Below are 23,517 nucleotides of genomic sequence, written 5' to 3' on the forward strand. Positions count from 1 at the left end.
AAAGCAAACATTTATTGATATAAAATAGGTCGACTTAAAATAGGCTAGAAGTACAATGTCTGATGAAATAAAAACAACCTTAAAAAGTGAACCCCCCCTTGATTTCGAGCAATCCTTACGTCAACTCGAAGACATTGTCCGAAAAATGGAGCAAGGAGAGCTAAGCCTTGAAAGCTCCTTAGGCGCATTCGAAGAGGGTGTTAAACTTACTCGGAATTGTCAGGCGGCACTGCAAAGAGCTGAACAGAAAGTAAAAATCTTAATAGAGAATTCGGACGGTGAATTTTCATTAGCCGACTTCAACTCAACTAACGACTAACTCACAGCCGTAATTAAGAAACACTAACGCTTATAGCAGGCCTCCGAGATAAATGAATAACAACGACATCAATAACTATTTCACGCTATGTCAGCAACTTATTGATAGCACCTTGAATGACTGGCTTGCGCCTAGCACTACAGAACCCTGCAAGCTCCATTCAGCTATTCGGTATAGCGTACTCTCGGGCGGTAAAAGAATTAGACCGGTATTAGTGTTTGCGACCACAGAAGCATTTGGCCAAAGCCGAGAAAGAGCACTGGCAGCGGCTTGCGCAGTTGAGCTCATCCACGCCTACTCACTTATTCATGATGATTTACCTGCGATGGATGATGACGACCTTCGTCGAGGCTTACCCACCTGTCATATCAAGTACGACGAAGCCACTGCAATTTTAGCTGGCGACGCGCTACAGGCAATGGCATTTGAAATACTCTGCGACAGAGGTGAGCATTCAGCTCAAGCGCGTTTAGATATGATTAAAACCCTAAGTGTCGCTAGTGGCAGCCTAGGCATGGTAGGAGGTCAAGCCATTGACCTTGACTCAGTGGGCCAACAAATCAGCCTGAACTCACTAGAGCGCATGCACAACTATAAAACAGGGGCACTAATTGAAGCCAGTATTGTTTTGGGTGCACAAAGCACTGGGCTCGACAACCCCAAAACCCTGCATCCCCTTCAGCAATACGCGCGTGCCATCGGCCTCGCCTTTCAGGTTCAAGATGATATTTTAGATGTCACGAGTAATACCGAAACGCTTGGTAAAACCCAGGGTGCAGATGAGGCAAGAAACAAACCTACTTACCCATCTTTACTTGGGCTAGAGGGCGCACAGCAAAAAGCTCAAGCACTTCATCAATCGGCATTAACGGCATTGAATGACCTTGACAGCCTTAATACATCAAGGCTTGCACAAATCAGTGAGTTCATTATTAATCGCCCACGTTAATGTCTTAGATAACACGTGAAAGCGTTTATATCATGACAAATACCCAGAAACCGCAATAACACGTATGAAAGCCTGCCTCTGTACTAAAAAAGTGCACGGCTTTATGTCAATTTGTTGAACATACGCGTTATAATGGCCTTTTGTTGTTTCAACGGATTAACATCGCCGGATGCTGCATTCTCACGTTTTTCAAGAAATACCGACTCACAGACCCAATACACCTCTTTTGGATAAGCTGGACTCGCCAGCCCAATTGCGTTTGTTGAGCGAAGATCAGTTACCCCAACTCGCACACGAGTTGCGCGCATTCCTGCTCTATAGTGTTGGGCAGTCAGGCGGGCACTTTGGTGCGGGTTTAGGCGTTATTGAGCTAACTATCGCCCTACACTTTGTATTTAATACGCCTGAAGACCGTTTAGTTTGGGATGTTGGGCACCAAGCATACCCTCATAAGATCCTTACCGGTCGTCGTGACCAGATGACCAGAATCAGGCACAAAGAAGGGCTTGCGGCATTCCCTCGTCGATCAGAAAGTGAATTCGATACCTTTGGTGTTGGCCACTCCAGCACATCGATCAGCGCTGCGCTGGGTATGGCGCTAGCAGCACGTTTGCAGAATATAAAACGACAGTCTATTGCTGTGATCGGTGATGGTGCATTAACTGCCGGAATGGCATTTGAAGCACTTAGTCATGCGGGTGATGTTAGGCCAGATATGTTAGTTATCCTAAATGATAACGATATGGCGATATCCAATAGCGTGGGTGGACTTAACAAGCACCTAGCCAAAATACTTTCAGGCAAGGCTTACAACCACGTAAGAGATAGCAGCAAAAGTTTTTTGAGCCAAAATCCTAACCTAATGGAACTAGCCAGAAAAACTGAAGAGCACTTTAAAGGTATGGTGGCTCCCGGTACGCTATTTGAAGAGTTAGGCTTTAATTACATTGGTCCAATAGACGGTCATGATTTACCGTCTATGATAGAAACACTCGAAAACATGAAAGAACTGAGCGGCCCTCAGTTTCTTCATGTCGTCACTAAGAAGGGTAAAGGCTTCGCGCCAGCAGAAAAAGACCCTATCGGCTATCATGCCATTAATAAAATTGATCCAAAACCAAAAGCGACCATTGCCACTGAAGAAAAACCTTCAAAACCAAAGTTTTCGAATGTCTTTGGCCAATGGTTATGCGATGTAGCAGAAACAGATCCTCGCATTGTGGGTATTACGCCTGCCATGAAAGAAGGTTCAGACCTAATTGCGTTTGCTGATCGATTTCCCGAACGCTACTTTGATGTTGCCATTGCCGAACAGCACGCCGTAACATTAGCGGCCGGTATGGCCTGTGATGGCGCAAAACCGGTAGTCGCTATATATTCAACCTTTTTGCAGCGCGCTTATGATCAGCTTATTCATGATGTTTCGGTGCAAAATCTAGATGTTTTATTTGCCATAGATAGAGCAGGTTTGGTGGGCGAAGATGGCCCTACCCATGCAGGTAGCTTTGATATTTCTTATCTGCGCTGCATTCCTGAAATGTTGATCATGGCTCCTTCTGACGAAAACGAATTAAGACAAATGCTCAACACCGGCTACCACCACCAAGGACCTGCTGCGGTTAGATACCCAAGAGGCACAGGTATCGGAGCAAAAATAGAAGAAACACTTGAGCGGTTACCTATCGGCAAAGGCCGCATAGTACGAGAGGGGTGCGATATCGCTATTCTAGCATTTGGAACATTACTCCATGACGCACTGCTAGCCGCAGAAGAGCTGAATGCCACAGTTATCGATATGCGTTTTGTAAAACCGCTAGATGCAGAACTCATTAGCCAGACCAGTAATACTCACTCACTACTGGTAACAATTGAAGAAAATGCGATTGCAGGCGGCGCAGGCAGTGGCGTCAATGAGTTTTTAAATACCGCGTCGATAGATACATCAATTATTAATCTAGGCTTACCTGATTATTACGTTGAACACGGCAAGCCTACAGAACTACTTAAAGAGTGTGGTCTTGATAAACAAGGTATCTTAAACTCAATTAAGACTAAATGGGATCAACTACAACTGAAAAGCTCAGTTGCAGGCATAGGTGACAAATCTCACAAAGTCATCAATCAGTAAGAAAAAGATAACTTAGGAGTGATAAATCATCACTCCTGAGGGTTATCATCCTGATGTGTTTTTAACCAATGCCCTAACTTATCGGCCTTAGTCGCAAGATACCCTTCATTGTAGGGATTCTTACCTACCTGAAGCGGAACTCGACTCACCACTTCCACACCAAACGTCTCTAATGCTTTAACCTTTCTTGGATTGTTGGTCATAAGCTTTACTTTTTCAACACCTAGATGCTTTAACATGCCTTGACACATGCTATAGTCACGAAGATCTGCAGCAAACCCAAGACGCTCATTGGCTTCTACCGTGTCAGCACCCTGATCTTGTAGGTGGTAGGCGCGAATTTTATTAAGCAGCCCTATTCCACGGCCTTCTTGCCTAAGATATAACAGAATACCTCGCCCCTCTTCAGCAATGCTTCTGAGTGCTTCTTCTAGCTGATAGCCACAATCACACCGCATACTAAACAACGCATCACCTGTCAGACACTCTGAGTGCGTTCTTGCAAGCACAGGCTCGCCATTAGAGATATCCCCTAGTGACAGAACAACATGTTCTTGACCTGTTTCTGTTTCTTCAAACCCATGCATTTCAAATACTGCAAACGGGGTAGGTAAACGACAAGTTTCAATAAAGCGAACAGACACTATACTTCCTCGACACTATTTTCATGGAGGCAACTATTATTCATGAAGGCAACTATATCTATTTAGTACAACAATCGATAACACTGCAAACGCGCGATAGTCAATTTAGCGCGGCATTGTACCATAATCCATATTCATGTGTGAGCTACATCACACCTAGCTGCGCCTCAATATTTACGCCAATATTTAACCCTCAAGACGAATAATGCGTTATCAGCCACCCGTCATATTCATAAACCTCAAGATCTGAGGGTCTTCATCATGATTAAAGTGATGTCGCTCTGGTTTTAGGTCCATTGCATCAATAATCACCTGTTTTAATCGCTCAGTATCACCTGGGTACGATCTCAGAATGTCTTTTAAATCAACTGAATGCTCATTACCTAAACACAGCAGCAAACGCCCTTCTACCGTCACTCTTACTCGATTACAATCACCGCAAAAGTTATGACTGTGCGGTGAAATAAACCCAATACGGGTTTTGGAATCGGTCATAGCATAGTACTTCGATGGGCCTCCTGTTGAGTCTTCAGTAGACGTCAACGGAAATATTTCTGAGATCGTTTTTAATATTTCATCACTGGAGCAATACGCTTCGCCTCGGTCATGCGACGAAATGGCACCTAATGGCATTTCTTCAATAAAGCTAATATCAATGTGCTTTTCTCTCGCAAACTTTACAAGATCAATAATCTCATCATCATTACGCCCTTTAAGTATCACGGCGTTCAGCTTTATTTTAGAAAAACCTGCAGCAATAGCAGCATCAATCCCACTTAAAACTGTGTCTAAGCTCCCGGTGCGAGTCAGTTGACGAAAGCGGTCAGGTTTAAGACTATCAAGACTGATATTAATTCGCTTAACACCAGCAGATACCAAGCCACCAGAGAATCTCGTTAATTGGGAGCCATTTGTAGTCAGTACTAATTCGTTTAACGTCGGCAGAGCACCAATCTCTTCAATTACACTCATGACATTGTTACGTATCAATGGCTCCCCTCCAGTTAAGCGAATTTTACTGACGCCTAACTCGCTAAAAACCTGAGCCACTAAACCGATTTCTTCTAAAGACAGAATATCCGCTCGCGGTAAAAAGCTCATTTCTTCATCCATGCAATATACGCAGCGAAAGTCGCAGCGGTCTGTTACAGAGATTCGAACATAGGTTACCTGTCTACCAAACTTATCAACGAGCTTAGTTTCCGGTGATTTTGTATCAATCATTTCATGACCGTTCATAGCAATAACTCTACTTATTCAGCTTTCCAATGCCCGGTACGCCCACCTTCTTTTTCAAGAAGTCTGATATTTTCAATCACCATTCCTTTGTCGACGGCTTTACACATATCATATAGCGTGAGTGCTGCTACACTTGCAGCGGTTAATGCCTCCATCTCAACACCTGTTTTGGCATCGAGTTTACACATTGTTTCGATCCTAACCCTTGCGTTTTCTGGCTCGGCAGTTAGATTCACTTTTACCGATGTTAGTAAAAGAGTATGACAGAGTGGAATCAACTCTGGGCATTTTTTAGCAGCCATGATGCCTGCAATTCGGGCCGTAGCAAATACATCACCTTTTTTATGTCGGCCTTCGGTAATCATGCTAAGCGTTTCTGACTTCATCGTAATATACGCTTCAGCCCTGGCAATCCGAGTCGTAACTGTTTTTTCTGACACATCAACCATATGAGCTGAACCGGCCTCATCTAAATGAGTAAGCGTCGACATCATAACCTCTACCATTGTTTAATTAGACCACAAACGTAAGCTAAGCATTCAATTCTCTCTACAGAGCCCAACCTACCACCAAGCACTTATTGCCGCGATACCTTGAGCACCATTAGTAATCGCTGTATTTATATCTGTTTCTTGCATGCCACCCAGCGCAAAAACTGGAAACGCAACCTGATCAGTTAGCGCCCGAAAGAGCGTCCAGCCAAGCGGCATTGCTTCTGGATGTGTACTGGTTTCTTTTATTGGAGAAAGTAATGCGTAATCGGGTGAAAGTCGACTCACCCAAGCCAATTCTTCTTTGTTATGGCAAGAAACCCCAAACCATTTATCTGTCGCTACAGGCCGTTCGTTATACCCTCGAGCCTCAGCAAAGGTTAAGTGTACCCCATCAGCGTCTGCCTCGTGCAAAATTGAGGGTTGAGCATTTAATATTAAACGGGCACCATTTCGGTCACAGAGGCCCTTAATTTTTTTGACCTGCTTAATATATTCTGTCCGATCAGAGAGATATAACTCATGATGACGAAACTGAACTAGCGTTATATCATGATGCAAAATGGCGTTCTGCAGCTTTTGAATACAGTCGTCATTCGTTTTATACCCACCTGTTATCAAGTACTTATGAGGTAACATAATGGCTGAGATAATCGGCCTGTTAGCCGCAGGGAAATCAAACTCGGTTAAGTTAGCTTTTTCAACCCACTTGATAGGTTGACCTTCTGCGCCTTTAGCAACACCGCTAAAGCGGCTCACCACCCAAACATCAAGCAAAACAGCTTTATCGCCATAATCATGGTGTATGCGTATTAACGGCTCAACACCCGCATGCACATCAACTTCAATATCGAGTTCTTCTTTTAGCTCGCGTTTCAATGCATGCTGGACGCTTTCATTTTTTTCGAGCTTCCCACCAGGAAACTCCCACAAACCACCCTGATGCACGCCATCAGGCCGCCGCGCTATCAAAACCTCGTTATCTCGCATGATAACCGCGACAGCTACATGAACTAACGACATACTAACCTATCCCTACAGTACTATTTATGAGCGGTACTCTGCATTGATTGTGACATATTCGCGTGACAGATCCGTGGTCCATATTGTTTCAGAAGCACGCCCACGCCCTAACTGGATGCGAATGGTGATTTCCTCACGATTCATCACTTGCTGGCCTTTCTCCTCAGTATATTCAGCGTCTCGGCCACCATTACTAACAATACAGACTTCATCTAGATGAATGATGATTGCATCCAAATCCAACTCGTTAACGCCCGCTCGACCCACTGCAGCCAGAATACGCCCCCAATTAGGATCACATGCAAACAATGCGGTCTTCACAAGCGGTGAATGCGCGACTGTGTAGGCAACGTCTAACGCTTCTTGCTGACTTTTCGCACTCTCGACAATGACCGAAACAAACTTTGTGGCACCCTCGCCATCTCGTACAATCGCTTGAGCTAACTCGACAAAAAGTGCTTTTAGCGCTGTCGTAAATTGCGCCAATTCTACCGTTCCGCGCTTCAATTCTGGCGCGTCACTTTTACCTGTTGCAACAAGAATACAGGAGTCGTTAGTCGAGGTGTCACCATCTATGGTAATTCGATTAAAAGAAAGCCCTGCGCAGTCAGTAAGTATTTCCTGTAATAGTCCCTGCTCTATTTTGGCGTCGGTCGCAACAAACCCAAGCATGGTCGCCATATTAGGCATAATCATACCCGCACCTTTACTGACGCCGGAGATAGATATTCGATGACCCGCGATATCGAGCACTTTAGATGCCCCCTTAGGCCTCGTATCCGTCGTCATGATACCTTCTGCAGCGTCTGCCCATGCAGCTTCATTTAAAGCTGACAGCGCGTCTGGCAGACCTTTTATAATCGAATTAACCGGTAAAGTCTCACCAATCACGCCCGTAGAAAAAGGCAATATAGTTGTATGAGCTACCTGCGTAAGCTCAGCGAGTGCCTGGCAACACTGCAAGGCGTCATTCATTCCTTGAGTGCCGGTTCCTGCATTGGCATTCCCCGTATTAATAAGTAGATAGCGTGGAGAACTAGAGGCTAGATTTTGCTTGGATAGTACGACGGGTGCCGCACAAAATGCATTTTTAGTAAAAACACCTGCACTAGTGCAACCCTCGGCCAATTCAAATACCACAAGATCTTTTCGGTCAGGGTATTTAATGCCTGCCTTTGCTACACCAATACGTACACCGTTGATTACTTGAAATTCAGGTAGTTCACCTTTTCCAACCGCCATTACTATTCTCTCTTATCACTTAAAAATAATCGTGCCTTAGCTAATATGCGCTAAGGCGGACTCGGGTACTCACCCTCTAAAACGAAATAAAGGGGTGAGCCTATCAGCTCACCCCTTTATTGTTATCGGTAATAATTAAATTGGATAATTTAATTTGATTACGCGATTTTACCGTGACACTGCTTAAACTTCTTACCTGACCCACAAGGGCATACTTCATTCCGCCCAACTTTTCGTCCATCGCGAACAAACGGTTCAGGCTGCGCTTGCGCTTCTTTTGATTCCGTCTCTTCTGGCATTGCAGAGCCTTCTTCATGCTGCGCTTTAGCCGCTTGCATCTGTTGAGCTAATGCTTCTCTGCGTTGCTGCTCTATCCGCTCCAGCTCATCTTTGCTTTGAACCTGTACATGACATAGTACTCTAACCACGTCATGCTTAAGCGCATTTAATAGATTATTGAACAGTTCAAAAGATTCACGTTTATACTCTTGCTTCGGATTCTTACCCGCATAGCCTCGTAAATGAATACCTCTGCGCAAGTTATCCATTGATGCCAAGTGCTCTTTCCACAAAGTATCCAGTATTTGTAAGAAAATCTGTTTTTCAAAGTTGCGCATAACTTCAGCGCCCGCAGATGCTTCTTTTGCTTCATACGCGGCAATGACCTCATCGCGAACTTTGGCGACTAGCGTCTCTTCATGCAAACTGTCGTCTTCGTCCAACCATTTCTGAACTGGAAGTGAAATAGCCATTTCTGACTCTAGGTGTTTCTCTAACCCTTCAACATCCCACTGCTCTTCAAGACTCTGAGGTGGAATAAAACCACTAACGACTTCATTAATAACATCTACACGAATAGTATTAATCATTTCGGAGATGTCATCATTGCTCATCACTTCGTTGCGCTGCTCATACACAACCCGACGCTGATCGTTAGCAACATCATCATATTCTAATAGCGACTTACGAATATCAAAGTTACGCCCTTCAACCTTACGCTGAGCTTTTTCAATAGCATTACTTACCATGCGATGCTCTATTGCTTCACCTTTTTGCATGCCTAACGCCTGCATAAGGTTTTTCACACGGTCTGAAGCAAAAATACGCATTAAGCTATCTTCAAGAGACAGGAAGAATCGCGTACTACCGGGGTCCCCCTGACGACCCGCTCGGCCTCGCAGTTGGTTATCAATACGTCGTGATTCGTGACGTTCGGTCCCCAATATATGCAAACCACCCGCATTAATGATGGCATCATGGCGTATCTGCCACTCTTGTTTAATTTTATCGATTTGTTCCTGAGTCGGGTTATTGAGCGTCGCAACTTCTGCTTCCCAGTTACCCCCTAGAACAATATCTGTTCCTCGACCCGCCATATTAGTCGCTATAGTGACCGCGCCTGCACGTCCAGCCTGCGCAATAATTTGAGCTTCCTGAGCATGCTGCTTAGCGTTAAGAACATTATGCTTAATACCTGCCTTTTTGAGCGTGGCAGATAGAATCTCAGATGTTTCAATTGACGCTGTACCTACCAGTACAGGCCTCTCTTCAGCCGTAGCATCTTTGATTTCATCAACAATAGCCTGGAACTTTTCTTCTTCTGTCAAATAAACCAAGTCGTTATGGTCTATTCTTTGCACCGTCTTATTAGTTGGAATAACAACCACATCCAAACCATAAATCTGTTGGAATTCAAATGCTTCTGTATCAGCAGTACCGGTCATACCTGCCAATTTTTCATACAACCTAAAATAGTTCTGGAATGTGGTAGACGCTAACGTCTGACTTTCAGCCTGAATCGTCACGCCTTCTTTAGCCTCAATCGCTTGGTGCATACCTTCGCCCCAACGACGTCCAGGCATCGTTCGCCCGGTATGCTCATCAACAATAACAATCTGACCATTCTGAACAATATAATCGACATCTTTTGTAAACAGTACGTGCGCTTTTAACGCCGCAGAGACGTGATGCAACAAGCCCAAGTTGATAGCAGAGTAAAGACTGTCGCCTTCTTGCAAAAGCCCTTCTTTCACTAACAGTTGCTCTATATAGGTATGACCTTCTTCTGTTAGATCGACTGACCGGCTTTTCTCATCAACGATATAATGGCCTTCATCTGCAGCCTCCCCTTCTTCATTGACCTCCGCTCTTTTGAGCATTGGTGCTATCAGGTTCATCTGAGTATAAAGTTTTGAGCTGTCTTCTACTGCGCCAGAGATAACAAGCGGTGTTCGAGCTTCATCGATTAAAATAGAGTCGACTTCATCGACGATGGCATAATATAGGCCTCTCTGAGCTTTCTCGGATGAACTAAATGCCATATTATCGCGAAGGTAGTCAAAACCGAATTCGTTATTGGTACCGTAAGTAATATCACACTGATACGCTTGACGTTTCTCTTCCGCGTCTTGTCCGCCGTATATAACACCCACTTCCATACCGAGTGCGTTATAGAGTGGACGCATCCAGTCGGCATCTCGTTTAGCAAGATAATCGTTTACGGTTACAACATGAACCCCTTTGCCTGCGAGTGCATTCAAATAAACAGGCAGTGTTGCAACAAGAGTTTTACCCTCACCAGTACGCATTTCAGCAATACGCCCTTCATGAAGAGTAATACCACCAATCATTTGCGTATCAAAATGACGCATTCCCATGGCCCGCTTACCGGCTTCTCGAACCACTGCAAACGCTTCTGGTAAAATTTGATCTAGTGACTCACCACTCGCCAGACGACCTTTTAGTTTTTCGGTCTGCCCCTTAAGCGCCTCATCGTCTAGCTTGGCTAATTCTTCTTCCATGGCATTAATCAGTGGAACGATTTTGCCCATTCTTTTCAGTTCACGGCTATTCTTGCTACCAAAGACCTTTTTTACCAAAGATGAAAACATAGTGCTCTTCTGTTTGATGTCTACGAAAATTAAATATGAGGATACTGGATGATATTAACCATCCTACGTGTTTTTACCCAGTATTTAAACCACTGTACGAATGTTACGATACCACTGATTTTTATCGCTATTTTACGCGGAACATAAAAATAGTTACTTGATCGTTCGCAACTAGCGCTGCCTGGCTACCATTATTTTTTGCCAAACAGAAATACAGATTCTTTTTATAAGCGCAACATTCTAACTCTATTTTAATCGAGCGACAAAGTTTTTAGGTACTTGATAGAAGGGCTGTGCGCCCTTCTAGTGAGGAGAGAGATAACCGATAAAGCAAACCACGCTATCGACTGGCTCTATAGATGTACTTTTCAGGATTCTGCGTTTTGCTGTTTTTGATCACCTCAAAATGGACATGAGGCCCAGTAGATCTTCCTGTGCTACCCATCTTGGCAACAACTTGGCCTTTTTTGACAACCTCGCCAACATTGACCAATAGCTCTTTACAATGCCCGTAGCGAGTAGTCACACCACCACCGTGATTAATTTCGATTAAATTTCCGTATCCGTAGCGATCAGAAGACCACGTAACTACACCTGACGCGACTGCGACAATGTCACTTCCATCTTTACCCGCAAAATCAACACCGCCATGCCACGCCCGCTTACCTGAAAACGGGTCTGACCGATAACCATAACGTGACGACATCCACCCCTTATGAATTGGGCGACCTGCTATAAATAAATCTTTCTGAATTTTCTGGCTAACAAATAGCTCGTCTAACACGTCCAGTTGCTGCTCCCGGTCTTTAATCTGGCTTTCAATTCTAGATAGGGACTCTTGCAAATCGGGTAAACGGTAAGACTCGGTATCATCCAAGGACTCAGGGCCACCCAGCGCAGGTGCATTTTCGAAATCAAACTCCCCTTTACCAATCTTAGCGACTTCAGTAAGCCTCTGACCTAATGCGTCGAGACGCAACAAACTCGCTTGAATTGACCCCATACGCAATGTTAGCGCATCCACTTGCTCGCCAGACACCTGCTTCAACTCACTAATTTGCTGCTGCTGCTCGGTCAATATTGTTTGCCAATACGCTATTGTTTTTCCACTGAACTCTTGAGGCAAATCACCTGTCACAGGTAATGCTGCCAACCTATAGGCTGAAAAAGCTACACCGGCAAGCAGCGCGATAAAGGCCAAGACGGCCATGGTGATTTTGGTATTATCCATCACCATGGTTTTCGACTTGCCGTGATTACGTCCAACAAAAATAATATTCATTAACTATGTCTATCTCTCTTTATCGCTTGCGCGTTTCAATAGCCGGCTAACCTATACTAACGACACCCCCGTATCACTAATATCTTTATAGCCCAAAACACTGCAAACTCAATATGGATGAGTTATCCTGACCTACTATTCATTTTTAACTATTTTACAATTAATGCTGTATATTCTTGTAACGACTTGTATTAAAAATGAACAATAGGGATCAACTACACTCAAATAGCGCAAAGTAGCTATTTTCGCGTTTCTACGAACTTTTTTCAAATTTTTACGATTATATGAACAACGATAAACTGACAGAAAAGAGATCTTTAGCTCAAATAACCAGCAAAACCCATGATCTCAATCGACTTTTCAGAAAGGCTGATGCTATATCAAAACTTGATAAAGAGTTGGATATCGCGCTGCCAGATAGCCTAAAAGGTAAGTTTAAAATAGCAGGCTATAAAGATGGCGTACTAAAATTAGTCGTACATTCAGCTACGTCTGCAACACGATTAAAATTTGCTCAGAGCGAATTGATGAGCAAATTACGCTTAAACCCCATTTTAAAAGACCTACAGTCAATATCGATAAAAATAAGACCTGCACGCTACAAAAAGAAGCTTATACGAAAGTTACAACTGCTCAGTAATGAAAATGCCCAGCTACTAACAGAGGAAGCTGGGCAAACGAAGGATAAAGACCTTAGAGACGTTTTGTTACGGCTAGCAGCTCATACCAACCGCACACCGGAATAATGACCAACAATCATTATTCCACGTTCTTTATTACTCTGCGGACAACAAAGGTCTCATATAAGAGATTGGCGCTGTTGAGGCATCATTGAATGTTTCAACATCCCATGCATCTTCTTGAGCAATAAGCGCTCTCAGCAGCTTATTGTTAAGGTCGTGACCTGACTTATGGCCTTTAAACTCGCCAATCAAGCTATTTCCTAACAAGTACAAATCACCAATAGCATCCAATACTTTATGCTTAACAAATTCATCTTCATAACGAAGGCCGTCCTCATTTAGGACTTTAAATTCATCAACCACGATCGCATTATCAACACTTCCACCAAGGGCAAGGTTCATTGCGCGTAACTGCTCTATATCTCTCATAAAGCCAAATGTTCTCGCTCGACTGACTTCTTTAACAAACGATGTACTTGAAAAGTCCACCGATGTTTCCTGGCTTCTTCCCTTGAAAGCAGGATGATCAAAATCAATCGTGAAGCTCACTTTGAACCCGTTAAACGGAACAAAGGTAGCCGTCTTATCACCATCTGATACTGTGATTTCTTTTTTTATACGAATGAACTTTTTCGGCGACTCTTGCTCTTCTATTCCTGCAGACTGAATCAGAAATACAAAAGGTCCAGCACTTCCATCCATTATAGGCACTTCTTCAGCACTGACTTCTACATAGGCATTATCGATGCCTAATCCTGCCATTGCAGAAAGTAGATGCTCAACTGTCGCCACTTTTACGCCATCTTTAACCAATGTGGTAGACAACGTAGTCTCACCCACATTTTCGGCACGAGCTGGAATCTCAACAACAGGATCAAGATCTGTCCGACAGAACACAATACCGGTATCAATGGGCGCTGATTTCAAGGTCAAATAGACCTTTTTACCACTGTGAAGACCCACGCCCGTTGCCCGGATTGTATTTTTTAAAGTCCTTTGTCTAATCATAAGGATGTAAACCGCTCAAAGATATTCAATATCACCGCACAAAATTAATCTGCACAAAATTTCGCAAATGATAGCAGAAATCAACAACTGACACCAATCAGAAGGTTATTACCATCTGTTAATCTGCCTGGCGTCTTAAAAACGCAGGGATATCCAAATACTCAACGCCTGTCTCGGCAGTCGCTGAAGCCTTGGTATCTACCGCTGCATTGCCATTACTCATTGGACGCTTTCTCATAACCGCTGGACGCTCCAACTGGTTATAATCAGTTGTGCCATCAACTGGTTTGGCCGTGTTATCAACCACCTTAACAGGTCGATCTATTAACTGACCTAGCCCTGTAGCAACAACAGTGACTTTTAGCTCGTCCTTCATTTCAGGGTCAATAACAGTCCCGACAACAACCGTTGCCGCATCAGATGCAAATTCTTCAATAATGTTACCCACTTCAGAGAACTCACCCAAGTTAAGGTCAATGCCTGCGGTAATATTAACCAAGATACCGCGAGCACCCTGAAGATTAACATCTTCAAGTAACGGGCTTCTAATAGCTGCTTCAGCCGCTTCTCTTGCACGGTTTTCACCCGTTGCAGTACCTGTTCCCATCATTGCCATGCCCATTTCAGACATTACAGTTTTAACATCCGCGAAATCGACGTTTATCATACCAGGGCGAATAATAAGGTCTGCAATACCCTGAACAGCCCCTAGCAATACATCATTAGCTGCGCTAAACGCGTCTAATAAGCTTGTGTTTTTACCTAATACAGCCAATAGCTTTTCGTTAGGGATCGTAATTAAAGAATCCACATGCTCAGCTAACTCAGCTAGCCCTGCATCTGCAATCTTCATGCGCTTCCCACCTTCGAAAGGGAAAGGCTTAGTCACAACAGCGACTGTTAATATGCCTAAATCGCGAGCGACTTCAGCTACAATAGGCGCTCCACCAGTACCGGTGCCGCCACCCATACCAGCAGTAATAAATACCATATCAGCACCTTTAAGCGTTTCTGCTATGCGCTCACGGTCTTCAATAGCTGCTTGGCGACCAATTTCAGGGTTTGCACCTGCGCCTAGCCCTTTGGTGATGTTGTTGCCTAGTTGAATAATCGATTTAGCATCTAATTCTTTCAGCGCCTGCGCATCGGTATTAGCACAGATAAAATCAACGCCGTCGACTTCGCTTGCCAACATATGACGAACAGCATTACCGCCACCGCCACCTACACCAACAACTCTAATTACGGCATTTTGTGGTACATTATCTACGAGCTCAAACATTGCCCTTCTCCTTCCTGTTTTACTTCAGTCTGTTAGTTTTGAAATTTCTATTCTTTTTATTGCCCATTAAATAGGCTCTTATTTTTTAAAAATTTCCGGTAAACCAGCTTTTTAAACGTTCCATGATATTTTCTCCTCCCTCTGGTTTAACGGGGGGCACTATCCCCATTCCCTGCTGCTTTAATCCATACATCAGCAGCCCTACGCCTGTTGAAAACATAGGGTTATTAACCACATCTGTTAAACCAGAAATGCCTTGCGGCGATGCTAATCTAACAGGCATGTGGAAAATCTCTTCAGCTAGCTCTACAGCGCCTTCCATCTTAGAAGTACCGCCTGTTAAGACAATGCCAGCTGCGATCAGATCTTCGAATCCACTGCGACGAAGCTCTGATTGAATTAATGTAAATAGTTCTTCGTATCGAGGCTCCACTACTTCAGCCAACGCTTGGCGAGATAAATCTCTAGGCGGTCTATCGCCAACACTCGGTACTTTTATCGTCTCATCTGCACCCGCTAACTGCGTGAGTGCGCATGCATACTTGATCTTTATTTCATCTGCATTTTGAGTGGGTGTTCTGAGTGCCATTGCGATGTCATTAGTCACCTGATCACCCGCAATCGGGATAACTGCAGTGTGACGAATTGACCCCCCAGTAAAGATTGCAACATCTGTGGTGCCACCACCAATATCAACAACGCACACACCAAGCTCTTTCTCATCATCAGTTAACACGGCATAACTTGAAGCCAACTGCTCTAAAATAATATCATCAACTTCTAGGCCACAGCGTTTCACGCACTTTTCTATATTCTGTGCGGCATTAACGGCACAAGTCACCAAGTGCACTTTCGCCTCAAGACGAACGCCCGACATACCTAGTGGTTCTTTAATGCCTTCTTGACTATCAATTACGTACTCTTGAGGCAGTATATGCAGAATCTTTTGATCAGCCGGAATGGCTACGGCTTGCGCCGCATCGATCACTCTGTCGATATCTGCCTGAACTACTTCGCGCTCTCTTACGGCCACAATACCGTGAGAGTTAAGGCTGCGAATATGGCTACCCGCTATACCGGCATAAACTGAATGAATTTCACATCCAGCCATCAGCTCGGCTTCTTCTATTGCGCGCTGTATTGCCTGCACGGTGACTTCTATGTTGACGACAACACCGCGTTTAAGGCCTTTGGATGGATGAGACCCAATCCCGATAACCTCAACACCACCATCTGGTGTTTCTTGGCCAACGATCGCCACAACTTTTGATGTTCCTATATCCAGTCCTACAATCATTTTGCTACTCACTAACTCTGATATCTCAGATTCTTGTCGCTAGTGACCCTAAACATGATCACTAACATTTATTTATTTATCTATGTCTTTTGACCTAGATCGATCCGGCCTTCTCGCCTTCACTCTCAGCTGTTTCTTTCCACTTCACCGCTATACCGTTGGTGTAGCGCGCATCAATAGACTTAATCTCACTCGCCTTACTATTCAAACCCTGCTTGTATGCCCGCAAAAAACGATTAAGTTTTTCATCTAGCGGCGCTCTACCAAGCTTTATATCTATTCCACTCTGTAGTGTTAAACGCCAAGCCCCTCGGGTTTCTAGGCTCAACACCGCAATACGCTCATTAACCGCTGCTAGTTCATCTCGATAACTAACATATTGCTTCAGCACGTCTTTCGCTCTACCTATTGGCCCTGAAAGATCAGGAACCTCATCGACTTCAATGCTCTCTGGGGGTCGAAACGTTTCCCCATACTCATTCAGATAAAACACTTCATTCCAGCTTGCTACGGGATACTGCTCTTTCACTGTAATCACCACTGTGCCTGGCCAGCGCCGCCTAAGCGATGCACTGTAAATCCAAGGCATGGCTTCTACTTCTTTTTTTACGGCATTTAAATTCAGCGAAAGAAACCCTTCTCCTAAGTGCCTATTAAGCGCTTCTTGAAGTGCTTCGGGCTGCTGATAGTTAAGCGTCCCTCTTACCTCTATTCTGGTCACTTCACGGTCAAGATTTCTGACCATTTCATCCCAGTAAATTGTCAGCCCTGCTCCGACAACACACACCATCATCACTATAATGACCGGCAACCACTTAATGTTTTTTACGCCACTTAATCTTGACGTATCGATCTTAAATGATCGCTTTACTTTCTGCGGTCTTAAAGTAGCGCCCTGCGCCTTTGCCGGCTTAGGTTCATGATCTCGACGAGCCACTATAAATACCCAATCACTGCAGATCCCCTACCACTACAATGAGCCTAATAATTTAGGGACCGCTATCGTATCTTCAAGGATGCGAACCACCAATTCTTCAAACGTAATACCCGCATGCTTTGCCGCCATCGGCACCAAACTATGATCCGTCATACCCGGAGAGGTATTGACCTCTAGTAACCAAAATTCGCCGTGGCTATCTTGCATCACATCAACACGAGCCCAACCTTTGCAGCCTACTGACTCACAAGCTAATTCAGACAGTTTTGCAATTTCCTGCTCTTTTTCTTCACTCAAACCACTAGGCAGATAATAATGGGTATCATCCGCGAGATACTTGGCATCATAGTCATAGAAAATATGATTAGTACTGAGTCCAACAACCGGTAGTGCCTTGCCATCTAGCACCGCTACCGTAAATTCAGGCCCTTCAATCCACTTTTCTATTAACACCTGCGCATCAAATTCTATGGCTTCGCTATAGGCTTCAATCAGCTCTTCAAGTGTTCTCGCTTTTTTAATACCAATACTCGAACCTTCGCGCGCGGGCTTGACGCTCAAAGGTAAACCTAAGCGAGCTACGATAGATTCAAAGTAATGATCGTCTACCTCACCACAATCAAGAGACACAAATGGAGGTGTTGGCAACCCAACGCCCTGCCACAAATATTTTGTTCTCAATTTATCCATCGCTAATGCAGAGGCCATAACACCACTGCCGGTATAAGGAATATCTAAACACTCCAACAACCCTTGAATGGTGCCATCTTCTCCACCTCGACCATGTAGCGCGATAAATGCACGATCAAACTCAACACGTTTTAAGCAGTCCAGAGGACTCCCTTTAATATCGATAGCCTGAGCATCAACGCCTGCACTCAACAACGCCTCAAGTACTGCGCCGCCACTTTTAAGTGACACATCTCGCTCTGCTGAATTTCCACCCAACAATACAGCCACCTTACCCAGTTGTTGGGCTAGCTCAGGTGATACTCTGTAATGGCTGCTCACTACACTCATCTCAAACTACCTTTAAATCAATCTCAGCCAAACGGGTCGAAAGACGCCCTATATCACCAGCCCCCTGTGTAATTAAAAGATCGCCATCTTCTAAAAGGTTGCCCAATACAGACTCAATTTCACTCCCATCATCGATAAATATTGGGTCTACATGACCTCTCTGACGGATACTACGACAAAGACTACGGCTATCGGCACCTGGAATAGGTCGTTCACCCGCTGGGTAAACATCCATTAGCAACAGCACATCTACCTCTGATAACACTCGGACAAAATCTTCGTATAAGTCACATGTACGACTATAACGGTGCGGCTGATAAACCATTACAAGACGCTTATCAGGCCAACCAGCGCGTATCGCTTTAATCGTCGCCTCGACTTCTTTTGGGTGGTGTCCGTAGTCATCAACTAACATGACCTCGCCACGACCTGTTTGATATTCACCATACACCTGAAACCGTCGTCCTACGCCTTCAAAGTTTGCCAACCCCTTTTGAATAGAGTCGTTATCAATACCCTCATCTGTGGCAATCGCAATCGTTGCCAAAGCATTCAGAACATTATGATGCCCTGGCATGTTCAGAGTGATTTCGATATCAGAGTGTTCGCCGGGTCGCTTAGCCACAAACTTAGTGTGCACACCGACTTGAGTAATAGACTCCGCTCGGTAATCAGCATGGTCACTAACGCCATAGGTAATCACCGCACGCGACACATGAGGAATAATCTCTTCTACAACAGGGTCATCAACACACATCACTGCTGCACCATAAAACGGCAGGTTATGTAAAAAGTCGACAAACGTTTGCTTTAGCTTGTCAAAGTCACCGCCATAGGTATGCATATGGTCTGCATCAATATTGGTCACAACGGCAATCATCGGGGTCAGGTGCAAAAATGATGCATCACTCTCATCTGCTTCTGCCACTAAGTAACGTGAGCCCCCTAATTTTGCATTGGTACCCGCACTATTTAAGCGACCGCCAATAACAAACGTAGGATCAAGACCCGCTTCAGCTAAAACAGAAGCAAGCAAGCTTGTTGTCGTTGTTTTGCCATGAGTACCTGCCACTGCAATACCGTGACGATATCGCATAATTTCAGCTAGCATTTCTGCGCGAGGTACAACAGGGATTCGACTACTACGAGCCTGAATAACCTCAGGGTTCTCTTCGTTAACAGCACTCGAAACAACCACAACGTTGGCGCCCTCAACGTTCTCCGCTTGATGACCTATAAATACTGTTACACCGAGTGAACGTAAGCGGTTTGTCACAACGGTATCACCTAAATCTGACCCCGAAATTTCATAGCCCTGGTTGAGTAATACCTCGGCAATACCACACATACCCGCACCGCCAATTCCAACAAAGTGGATACGACGAATCCTTCTCATTTCAGGCACATCACAAATCATTACTTGGTCTATCTTTTTATCAGCCATTACACGCCTCCATACAATAAGAAACCACTTTTTCGGTGGCGTCTGGTCTGGCCAATTTTCTAGCCGCTTGAGCCATACTCGTCATTAGTTCTTTCTTCTCGATCAATGTTTTCAACTTTTCACTCAGGGCTGAGGCGGTCAGTTCATGCTGAGGCATTAATTCAGCTGCACCCGACTCAACCATAAAGCCTGCATTTTTAGTCTGGTGATCATCCACTGCATGAGGATAAGGGATTAGAATAGCCCCCACGCCTGCCATACATAATTCTGAAATAGTCAATGCGCCCGCTCTACAAATAACCACATCAGCCCATTCATAAGCTGATTTCATATCATCAATAAAGGGAACAACATCTGCTTTAATCCCTGCCTGCTGATAGCTAGTTTGTGTATCTTCTAGGTTTTTTTTACCTGTCTGATGAGTAATTTCAAACTGTGTTTCATCACCTAGTTGTTTCATGGCTTCTGGCACAACCTGATTGATTGCCACTGCCCCCAAGCTACCGCCTAGCACTAAAATTTTCAGACTATAACGGGCATCTTGCTTCAACTGCCTAATGGGCAGATCACAAATATCTTTTCTTACTGGGTTGCCAGTCACCACTGTTTTCACATCTGACGGAAACGAGTTAGGAAACGCCTCCATCACAACAGTTGCATACTTAGACAGCAGCTTATTCGTCATTCCTGCTACAGCATTCTGCTCATGAATCAACAGAGGTTTACCCATCAGCCATGCCGCCAATCCACCAGGCCCTGTAACAAAACCGCCCATACCCAATACACCGTCCGGTTTGACAGAACGGATAACCAAAACGGCCTGAATCAGAGCGTTGACTAACTTAAAAGGTGCCGCTAGTAAGGCCAATTTACCCTTACCTCTAAGGCCTGATATGGAGATGCACGAAACCGGTATGTCTGTGGCTGAAATCAAATCCACTTCCATTCCGTTTACTGAACCTAACCAGTGCACTTTTACACCTTGCTCTTGAAGCATTCGAGCGGTTGCCAACGCAGGAAAGACATGCCCCCCTGTTCCACCAGCCATAATTAAAAAGGTTTTATTTTTATCCACCTTTCCCTCCGGCTGCTGTTTTACTGTCATCCGCTATAAACTGACAGCGCTCTAAATTAATTCTCACTAAAACACCAATACACATACAGCTAACCACTAAACTACTTCCACCATAACTAACCAACGGAAGCGTCAGCCCCTTAGTAGGTAACAGTCCAGTATTTACACCCATATTAATTAAGGCTTGGCCGCCTATTAACAACCCAATACCATAAGCAAAATAAGCGGCGAATCTTTGGTTAGCCTTCTCAGCTTTAATACCTATTTTTAATGCTCTAAATACCAACAAAGAGAACAAACCGATAACCACAAAACATCCTAATAAACCAAACTCTTCTGCTAATATGGCAAACACAAAATCAGTATGTGCCTCTGGTAGGTAAAACAGCTTTTGTATGCTGTTACCGAGCCCTAGGCCTGTCCACTCTCCTCGGCCAAATGCAATTAAGGCCTGAGATAACTGATACCCACTACCAAACTGATCTGCCCATGGGTCGGTATACCCAGTAAAGCGTTTCAATCGATAGGGCTGAGACATCACCAACAAAACTGCAGTAATACTGCACCCAACAATCAATACTGAAAACTGACCGATGCGCGCACCACTCAGAAAAATCATTCCCAACACAGCCGACGCAATTACAACAGTTGCACCAAAATCAGGCTCCATCAGTAAGAGAAATGCAGCCATAAACATCACCAGCATGGGCTTAACAAAGCCCCACCAGCTCGCCATCACTTCTTCTCTTCGTCTATCTAGATAACTTGCCATGTACGCGATCAAAAACAACTTAGCTAACTCTGAAACCTGTAGATTAAGGCCACCAAAACCAATCCACCGGGTACTACCATTCACTGTTCGCCCAACACCAGGCAATAGCACCAAAACCAGTAATGCGAGCGATACAAACAGTAGTAACCAGCCACTTTTCATCCACCATGCTACAGGTACATTAACAACGGCAAAGCCTGCAACCAAACCCACTATCAAAAACGTTCCATGTCTCATGACATAGAAGAATGGGTTGTCATTTCGCACATCGGCGATATCAATCGACGCTGATGAGATCATAATCAGGCCAATCATTAATAATGAACCCGCGGCACCCAACAACCAAAAGTCGATGCCTTTATCTAGCGTCAGCAATTGCTTTTCTGGCGCACTTGTAGCGGCGAGGCTGCTCATAGCTGCTCCACCACATTCACAAAGACATCACCACGCGCCTCAAAATTACGGAACATATCAAAGCTGGCACAAGCGGGTGACATCAACACGGTATCGCCTGTTTGCGCAATTTTTTGGGCTTCTTTTACGGCTTCTGCTAACGAGTTAACACGTATCACCTGAGCGGCATCTGCTAAATCTGACTTGATCTTATCCGCATCACGCCCAAACAAAATAACCACACGTCCATAAGCCGAAATTACTTCACGCAATGGAGAGAAATCTGCGCCTTTACCTTCACCACCAGCAATTAATACAACTTTACCTGCGCTCGTTTGCCCAAAACTTTCAACCGCAGTCACTGTCGCACCAACGTTGGTCCCTTTAGAGTCATTGATGTAATCAACGCCATCAATACGCCTAACCCACTGACAACGATGAGCAAGCCCTGTGTAATGCCTCAACGTTTCAAGCATGGCATCCATCCCAATGCCTGCAGCGTGACCTAAACTTAAAGCAGCCAGGGCATTACTAATATTATGGGTTCCTTTGATTGCCACATCGTTGACATTAATAAGTGACTCAAACCCATAACAAATGAAACAATCATCACCTTCGCTTATTGTGCTGAATTTACGAATATCAGGTTTACCAACACCAAACCTAACGGGCTCCATACCTTGTGCGAGCAACGGCTCACTGAGAACATCATCTTCATTTACGATGACATACCGACACCCCTGAAATACTTTCTGTTTGGCTTGCAAATACGCTAATTTATTTGGATATCGATCCATATGGTCTTCTGAAATATTCAGAATTGTTGCGGCCAATGCATTCAGTTGCTGAGTCGTTTCTAGCTGAAAACTCGATAATTCCACAACATACAATTCCACACTGTCATCTAGCAGGTCTAAAACAGGAATCCCAAGGTTGCCGCCAACGGCAACGTTGATGCCTGCTTGTTTAGCCATCTCTGCTAACAATGTGGTAACAGTACTTTTTCCGTTTGAACCTGTAATCGCGACAATAGGTGCTTTAACTAACTCACGAAAAATATCTACATCGCCTCTTACATCAACTCCGCGACATTTAGCCTCTTGAATTGAAGGCTCCGCGATCGATACACCAGGGCTCACGATCAACTGTGTCGCTGAAGCCAATAACTCGACATTAAAAGCACCACACTCAATATGCACATCAGGAAACTCATATCTGCATGCATCTATGCCTGGAGGATTTTCGCGGCTATCAACCACAACAACTTGGTGCCCTTTAGACTTCAGATAACGCACGCAGGAAAGCCCGGTAATACCGAGCCCCACTACAATACTTCTGTTATCTGTTGCTATAAGTGACACAAACTAACTCCTAATGTTTATTCAACGACTTAACGTT

The 23,517-nt window shown here is 44.4% G+C and carries 20 protein-coding genes; 4 read left to right on the top strand and 16 right to left on the bottom strand.

The genetic code is table 11. The features are described 5' to 3' along the window. The first annotated feature begins 55 nt into the window (after nucleotides 1-55). The 3 genes from NKI27_RS15985 to dxs all read left to right on the top strand — a co-directional run bounded on the left by NKI27_RS15985 (nucleotide 56) and on the right by dxs (nucleotide 3,396). Entirely contained in the window at nucleotides 56-319 is a 264-nt protein-coding gene (locus NKI27_RS15985) for an exodeoxyribonuclease VII small subunit (protein WP_265047032.1), read from the top strand. Nucleotides 320-371: 52 nt separating this feature from the next. Next, a complete protein-coding gene (gene ispA / locus NKI27_RS15990; RefSeq protein WP_265047033.1) occupies nucleotides 372-1,268 on the top strand; it encodes a (2E,6E)-farnesyl diphosphate synthase in 897 nt (298 codons plus the stop codon). Nucleotides 1,269-1,437: 169 nt separating this feature from the next. Further along, entirely contained in the window at nucleotides 1,438-3,396 is a 1,959-nt protein-coding gene (gene dxs / locus NKI27_RS15995; protein ID WP_265047034.1) for a 1-deoxy-D-xylulose-5-phosphate synthase, read from the top strand. A 29-nt stretch (nucleotides 3,397-3,425) separates the two neighbouring features. Here the strand turns inward: dxs and ribA are convergent, their stop codons facing one another. The 7 genes from ribA to NKI27_RS16030 form a co-directional block, all read right to left on the bottom strand. Next, the gene (gene ribA / locus NKI27_RS16000; protein WP_265047035.1) at nucleotides 3,426-4,040 is read right to left on the bottom strand and encodes a GTP cyclohydrolase II; all 615 of its coding nucleotides are present in this window, start codon (nucleotides 4,038-4,040) and stop codon (nucleotides 3,426-3,428) included. A 213-nt stretch (nucleotides 4,041-4,253) separates the two neighbouring features. Further along, nucleotides 4,254-5,279, bottom strand: a complete 1,026-nt coding sequence (moaA, locus tag NKI27_RS16005) for a GTP 3',8-cyclase MoaA (RefSeq protein WP_265047036.1) — start codon at nucleotides 5,277-5,279, stop codon at nucleotides 4,254-4,256. Nucleotides 5,280-5,293: 14 nt separating this feature from the next. After that, on the bottom strand, nucleotides 5,294-5,773 hold the full coding sequence (moaC, locus tag NKI27_RS16010) for a cyclic pyranopterin monophosphate synthase MoaC (RefSeq protein ID WP_406802555.1): 480 nt from the start codon (nucleotides 5,771-5,773) through the stop codon (nucleotides 5,294-5,296). A 69-nt stretch (nucleotides 5,774-5,842) separates the two neighbouring features. Beyond that, nucleotides 5,843-6,793 (bottom strand): Nudix family hydrolase, encoded by a 951-nt coding sequence (locus tag NKI27_RS16015; RefSeq protein WP_265047037.1) that lies wholly within the window; start codon nucleotides 6,791-6,793, stop codon nucleotides 5,843-5,845. 24 nt (nucleotides 6,794-6,817) lie between these two features. Continuing rightward, nucleotides 6,818-8,035: a bifunctional glutamate N-acetyltransferase/amino-acid acetyltransferase ArgJ gene (gene argJ, locus NKI27_RS16020; RefSeq protein WP_265047038.1), complete on the bottom strand. Its 1,218-nt coding sequence runs from the start codon at nucleotides 8,033-8,035 to the stop codon at nucleotides 6,818-6,820. Nucleotides 8,036-8,193: 158 nt separating this feature from the next. Further along, nucleotides 8,194-10,926, bottom strand: a complete 2,733-nt coding sequence (secA, locus tag NKI27_RS16025; protein WP_265047039.1) for a preprotein translocase subunit SecA — start codon at nucleotides 10,924-10,926, stop codon at nucleotides 8,194-8,196. A 340-nt stretch (nucleotides 10,927-11,266) separates the two neighbouring features. Next, nucleotides 11,267-12,208 (bottom strand): M23 family metallopeptidase, encoded by a 942-nt coding sequence (locus NKI27_RS16030; RefSeq protein WP_265047040.1) that lies wholly within the window; start codon nucleotides 12,206-12,208, stop codon nucleotides 11,267-11,269. Nucleotides 12,209-12,492: 284 nt separating this feature from the next. Here NKI27_RS16030 and NKI27_RS16035 point away from each other — a divergent pair, with 284 nt between their 5' ends. Continuing rightward, the gene (locus NKI27_RS16035; RefSeq protein ID WP_265047041.1) at nucleotides 12,493-12,954 is read left to right on the top strand and encodes a DUF721 domain-containing protein; all 462 of its coding nucleotides are present in this window, start codon (nucleotides 12,493-12,495) and stop codon (nucleotides 12,952-12,954) included. A gap of 30 nt (nucleotides 12,955-12,984) precedes the next feature. Here the strand turns inward: NKI27_RS16035 and lpxC are convergent, their stop codons facing one another. The 9 genes from lpxC to murD form a co-directional block, all read right to left on the bottom strand. Next, the gene (gene lpxC, locus NKI27_RS16040) at nucleotides 12,985-13,899 is read right to left on the bottom strand and encodes a UDP-3-O-acyl-N-acetylglucosamine deacetylase (RefSeq protein WP_265047042.1); all 915 of its coding nucleotides are present in this window, start codon (nucleotides 13,897-13,899) and stop codon (nucleotides 12,985-12,987) included. A gap of 118 nt (nucleotides 13,900-14,017) precedes the next feature. Beyond that, the gene (ftsZ, locus tag NKI27_RS16045; RefSeq protein ID WP_265047043.1) at nucleotides 14,018-15,181 is read right to left on the bottom strand and encodes a cell division protein FtsZ; all 1,164 of its coding nucleotides are present in this window, start codon (nucleotides 15,179-15,181) and stop codon (nucleotides 14,018-14,020) included. Between the two features lie 85 nt (nucleotides 15,182-15,266). Further along, nucleotides 15,267-16,478 carry a cell division protein FtsA gene (gene ftsA / locus NKI27_RS16050; RefSeq protein WP_265047044.1) on the bottom strand — a complete coding sequence of 404 codons (1,212 nt, stop codon included), beginning with the start codon at nucleotides 16,476-16,478 and terminating at the stop codon, nucleotides 15,267-15,269. A gap of 94 nt (nucleotides 16,479-16,572) precedes the next feature. Further along, nucleotides 16,573-17,415, bottom strand: coding sequence for a cell division protein FtsQ/DivIB (locus NKI27_RS16055; protein ID WP_265047045.1), 843 nt, complete (start codon nucleotides 17,413-17,415; stop codon nucleotides 16,573-16,575). A 33-nt stretch (nucleotides 17,416-17,448) separates the two neighbouring features. Next, nucleotides 17,449-18,435 (bottom strand): D-alanine--D-alanine ligase, encoded by a 987-nt coding sequence (locus NKI27_RS16060; protein WP_265047046.1) that lies wholly within the window; start codon nucleotides 18,433-18,435, stop codon nucleotides 17,449-17,451. A 1-nt stretch (nucleotide 18,436) separates the two neighbouring features. Beyond that, nucleotides 18,437-19,879 carry a UDP-N-acetylmuramate--L-alanine ligase gene (gene murC / locus NKI27_RS16065; RefSeq protein WP_265047047.1) on the bottom strand — a complete coding sequence of 481 codons (1,443 nt, stop codon included), beginning with the start codon at nucleotides 19,877-19,879 and terminating at the stop codon, nucleotides 18,437-18,439. Beyond that, nucleotides 19,872-20,984: an undecaprenyldiphospho-muramoylpentapeptide beta-N-acetylglucosaminyltransferase gene (murG, locus tag NKI27_RS16070; protein ID WP_455168456.1), complete on the bottom strand. Its 1,113-nt coding sequence runs from the start codon at nucleotides 20,982-20,984 to the stop codon at nucleotides 19,872-19,874. The genes murC and murG overlap by 8 nt, the downstream gene beginning before the upstream one ends. Further along, nucleotides 20,947-22,140 (bottom strand): putative lipid II flippase FtsW, encoded by a 1,194-nt coding sequence (ftsW, locus tag NKI27_RS16075; protein WP_265047049.1) that lies wholly within the window; start codon nucleotides 22,138-22,140, stop codon nucleotides 20,947-20,949. Before ftsW ends, murG begins: the two co-directional genes overlap by 38 nt. Next, nucleotides 22,137-23,480 carry a UDP-N-acetylmuramoyl-L-alanine--D-glutamate ligase gene (murD, locus tag NKI27_RS16080; RefSeq protein ID WP_265047050.1) on the bottom strand — a complete coding sequence of 448 codons (1,344 nt, stop codon included), beginning with the start codon at nucleotides 23,478-23,480 and terminating at the stop codon, nucleotides 22,137-22,139. The genes ftsW and murD overlap by 4 nt, the downstream gene beginning before the upstream one ends. Nucleotides 23,481-23,517 lie beyond the last annotated feature (37 nt).

The sequence above is a fragment of the Alkalimarinus alittae genome (genome assembly GCF_026016465.1).
Taxonomy (GTDB): domain Bacteria; phylum Pseudomonadota; class Gammaproteobacteria; order Pseudomonadales; family Oleiphilaceae; genus Alkalimarinus; species Alkalimarinus alittae.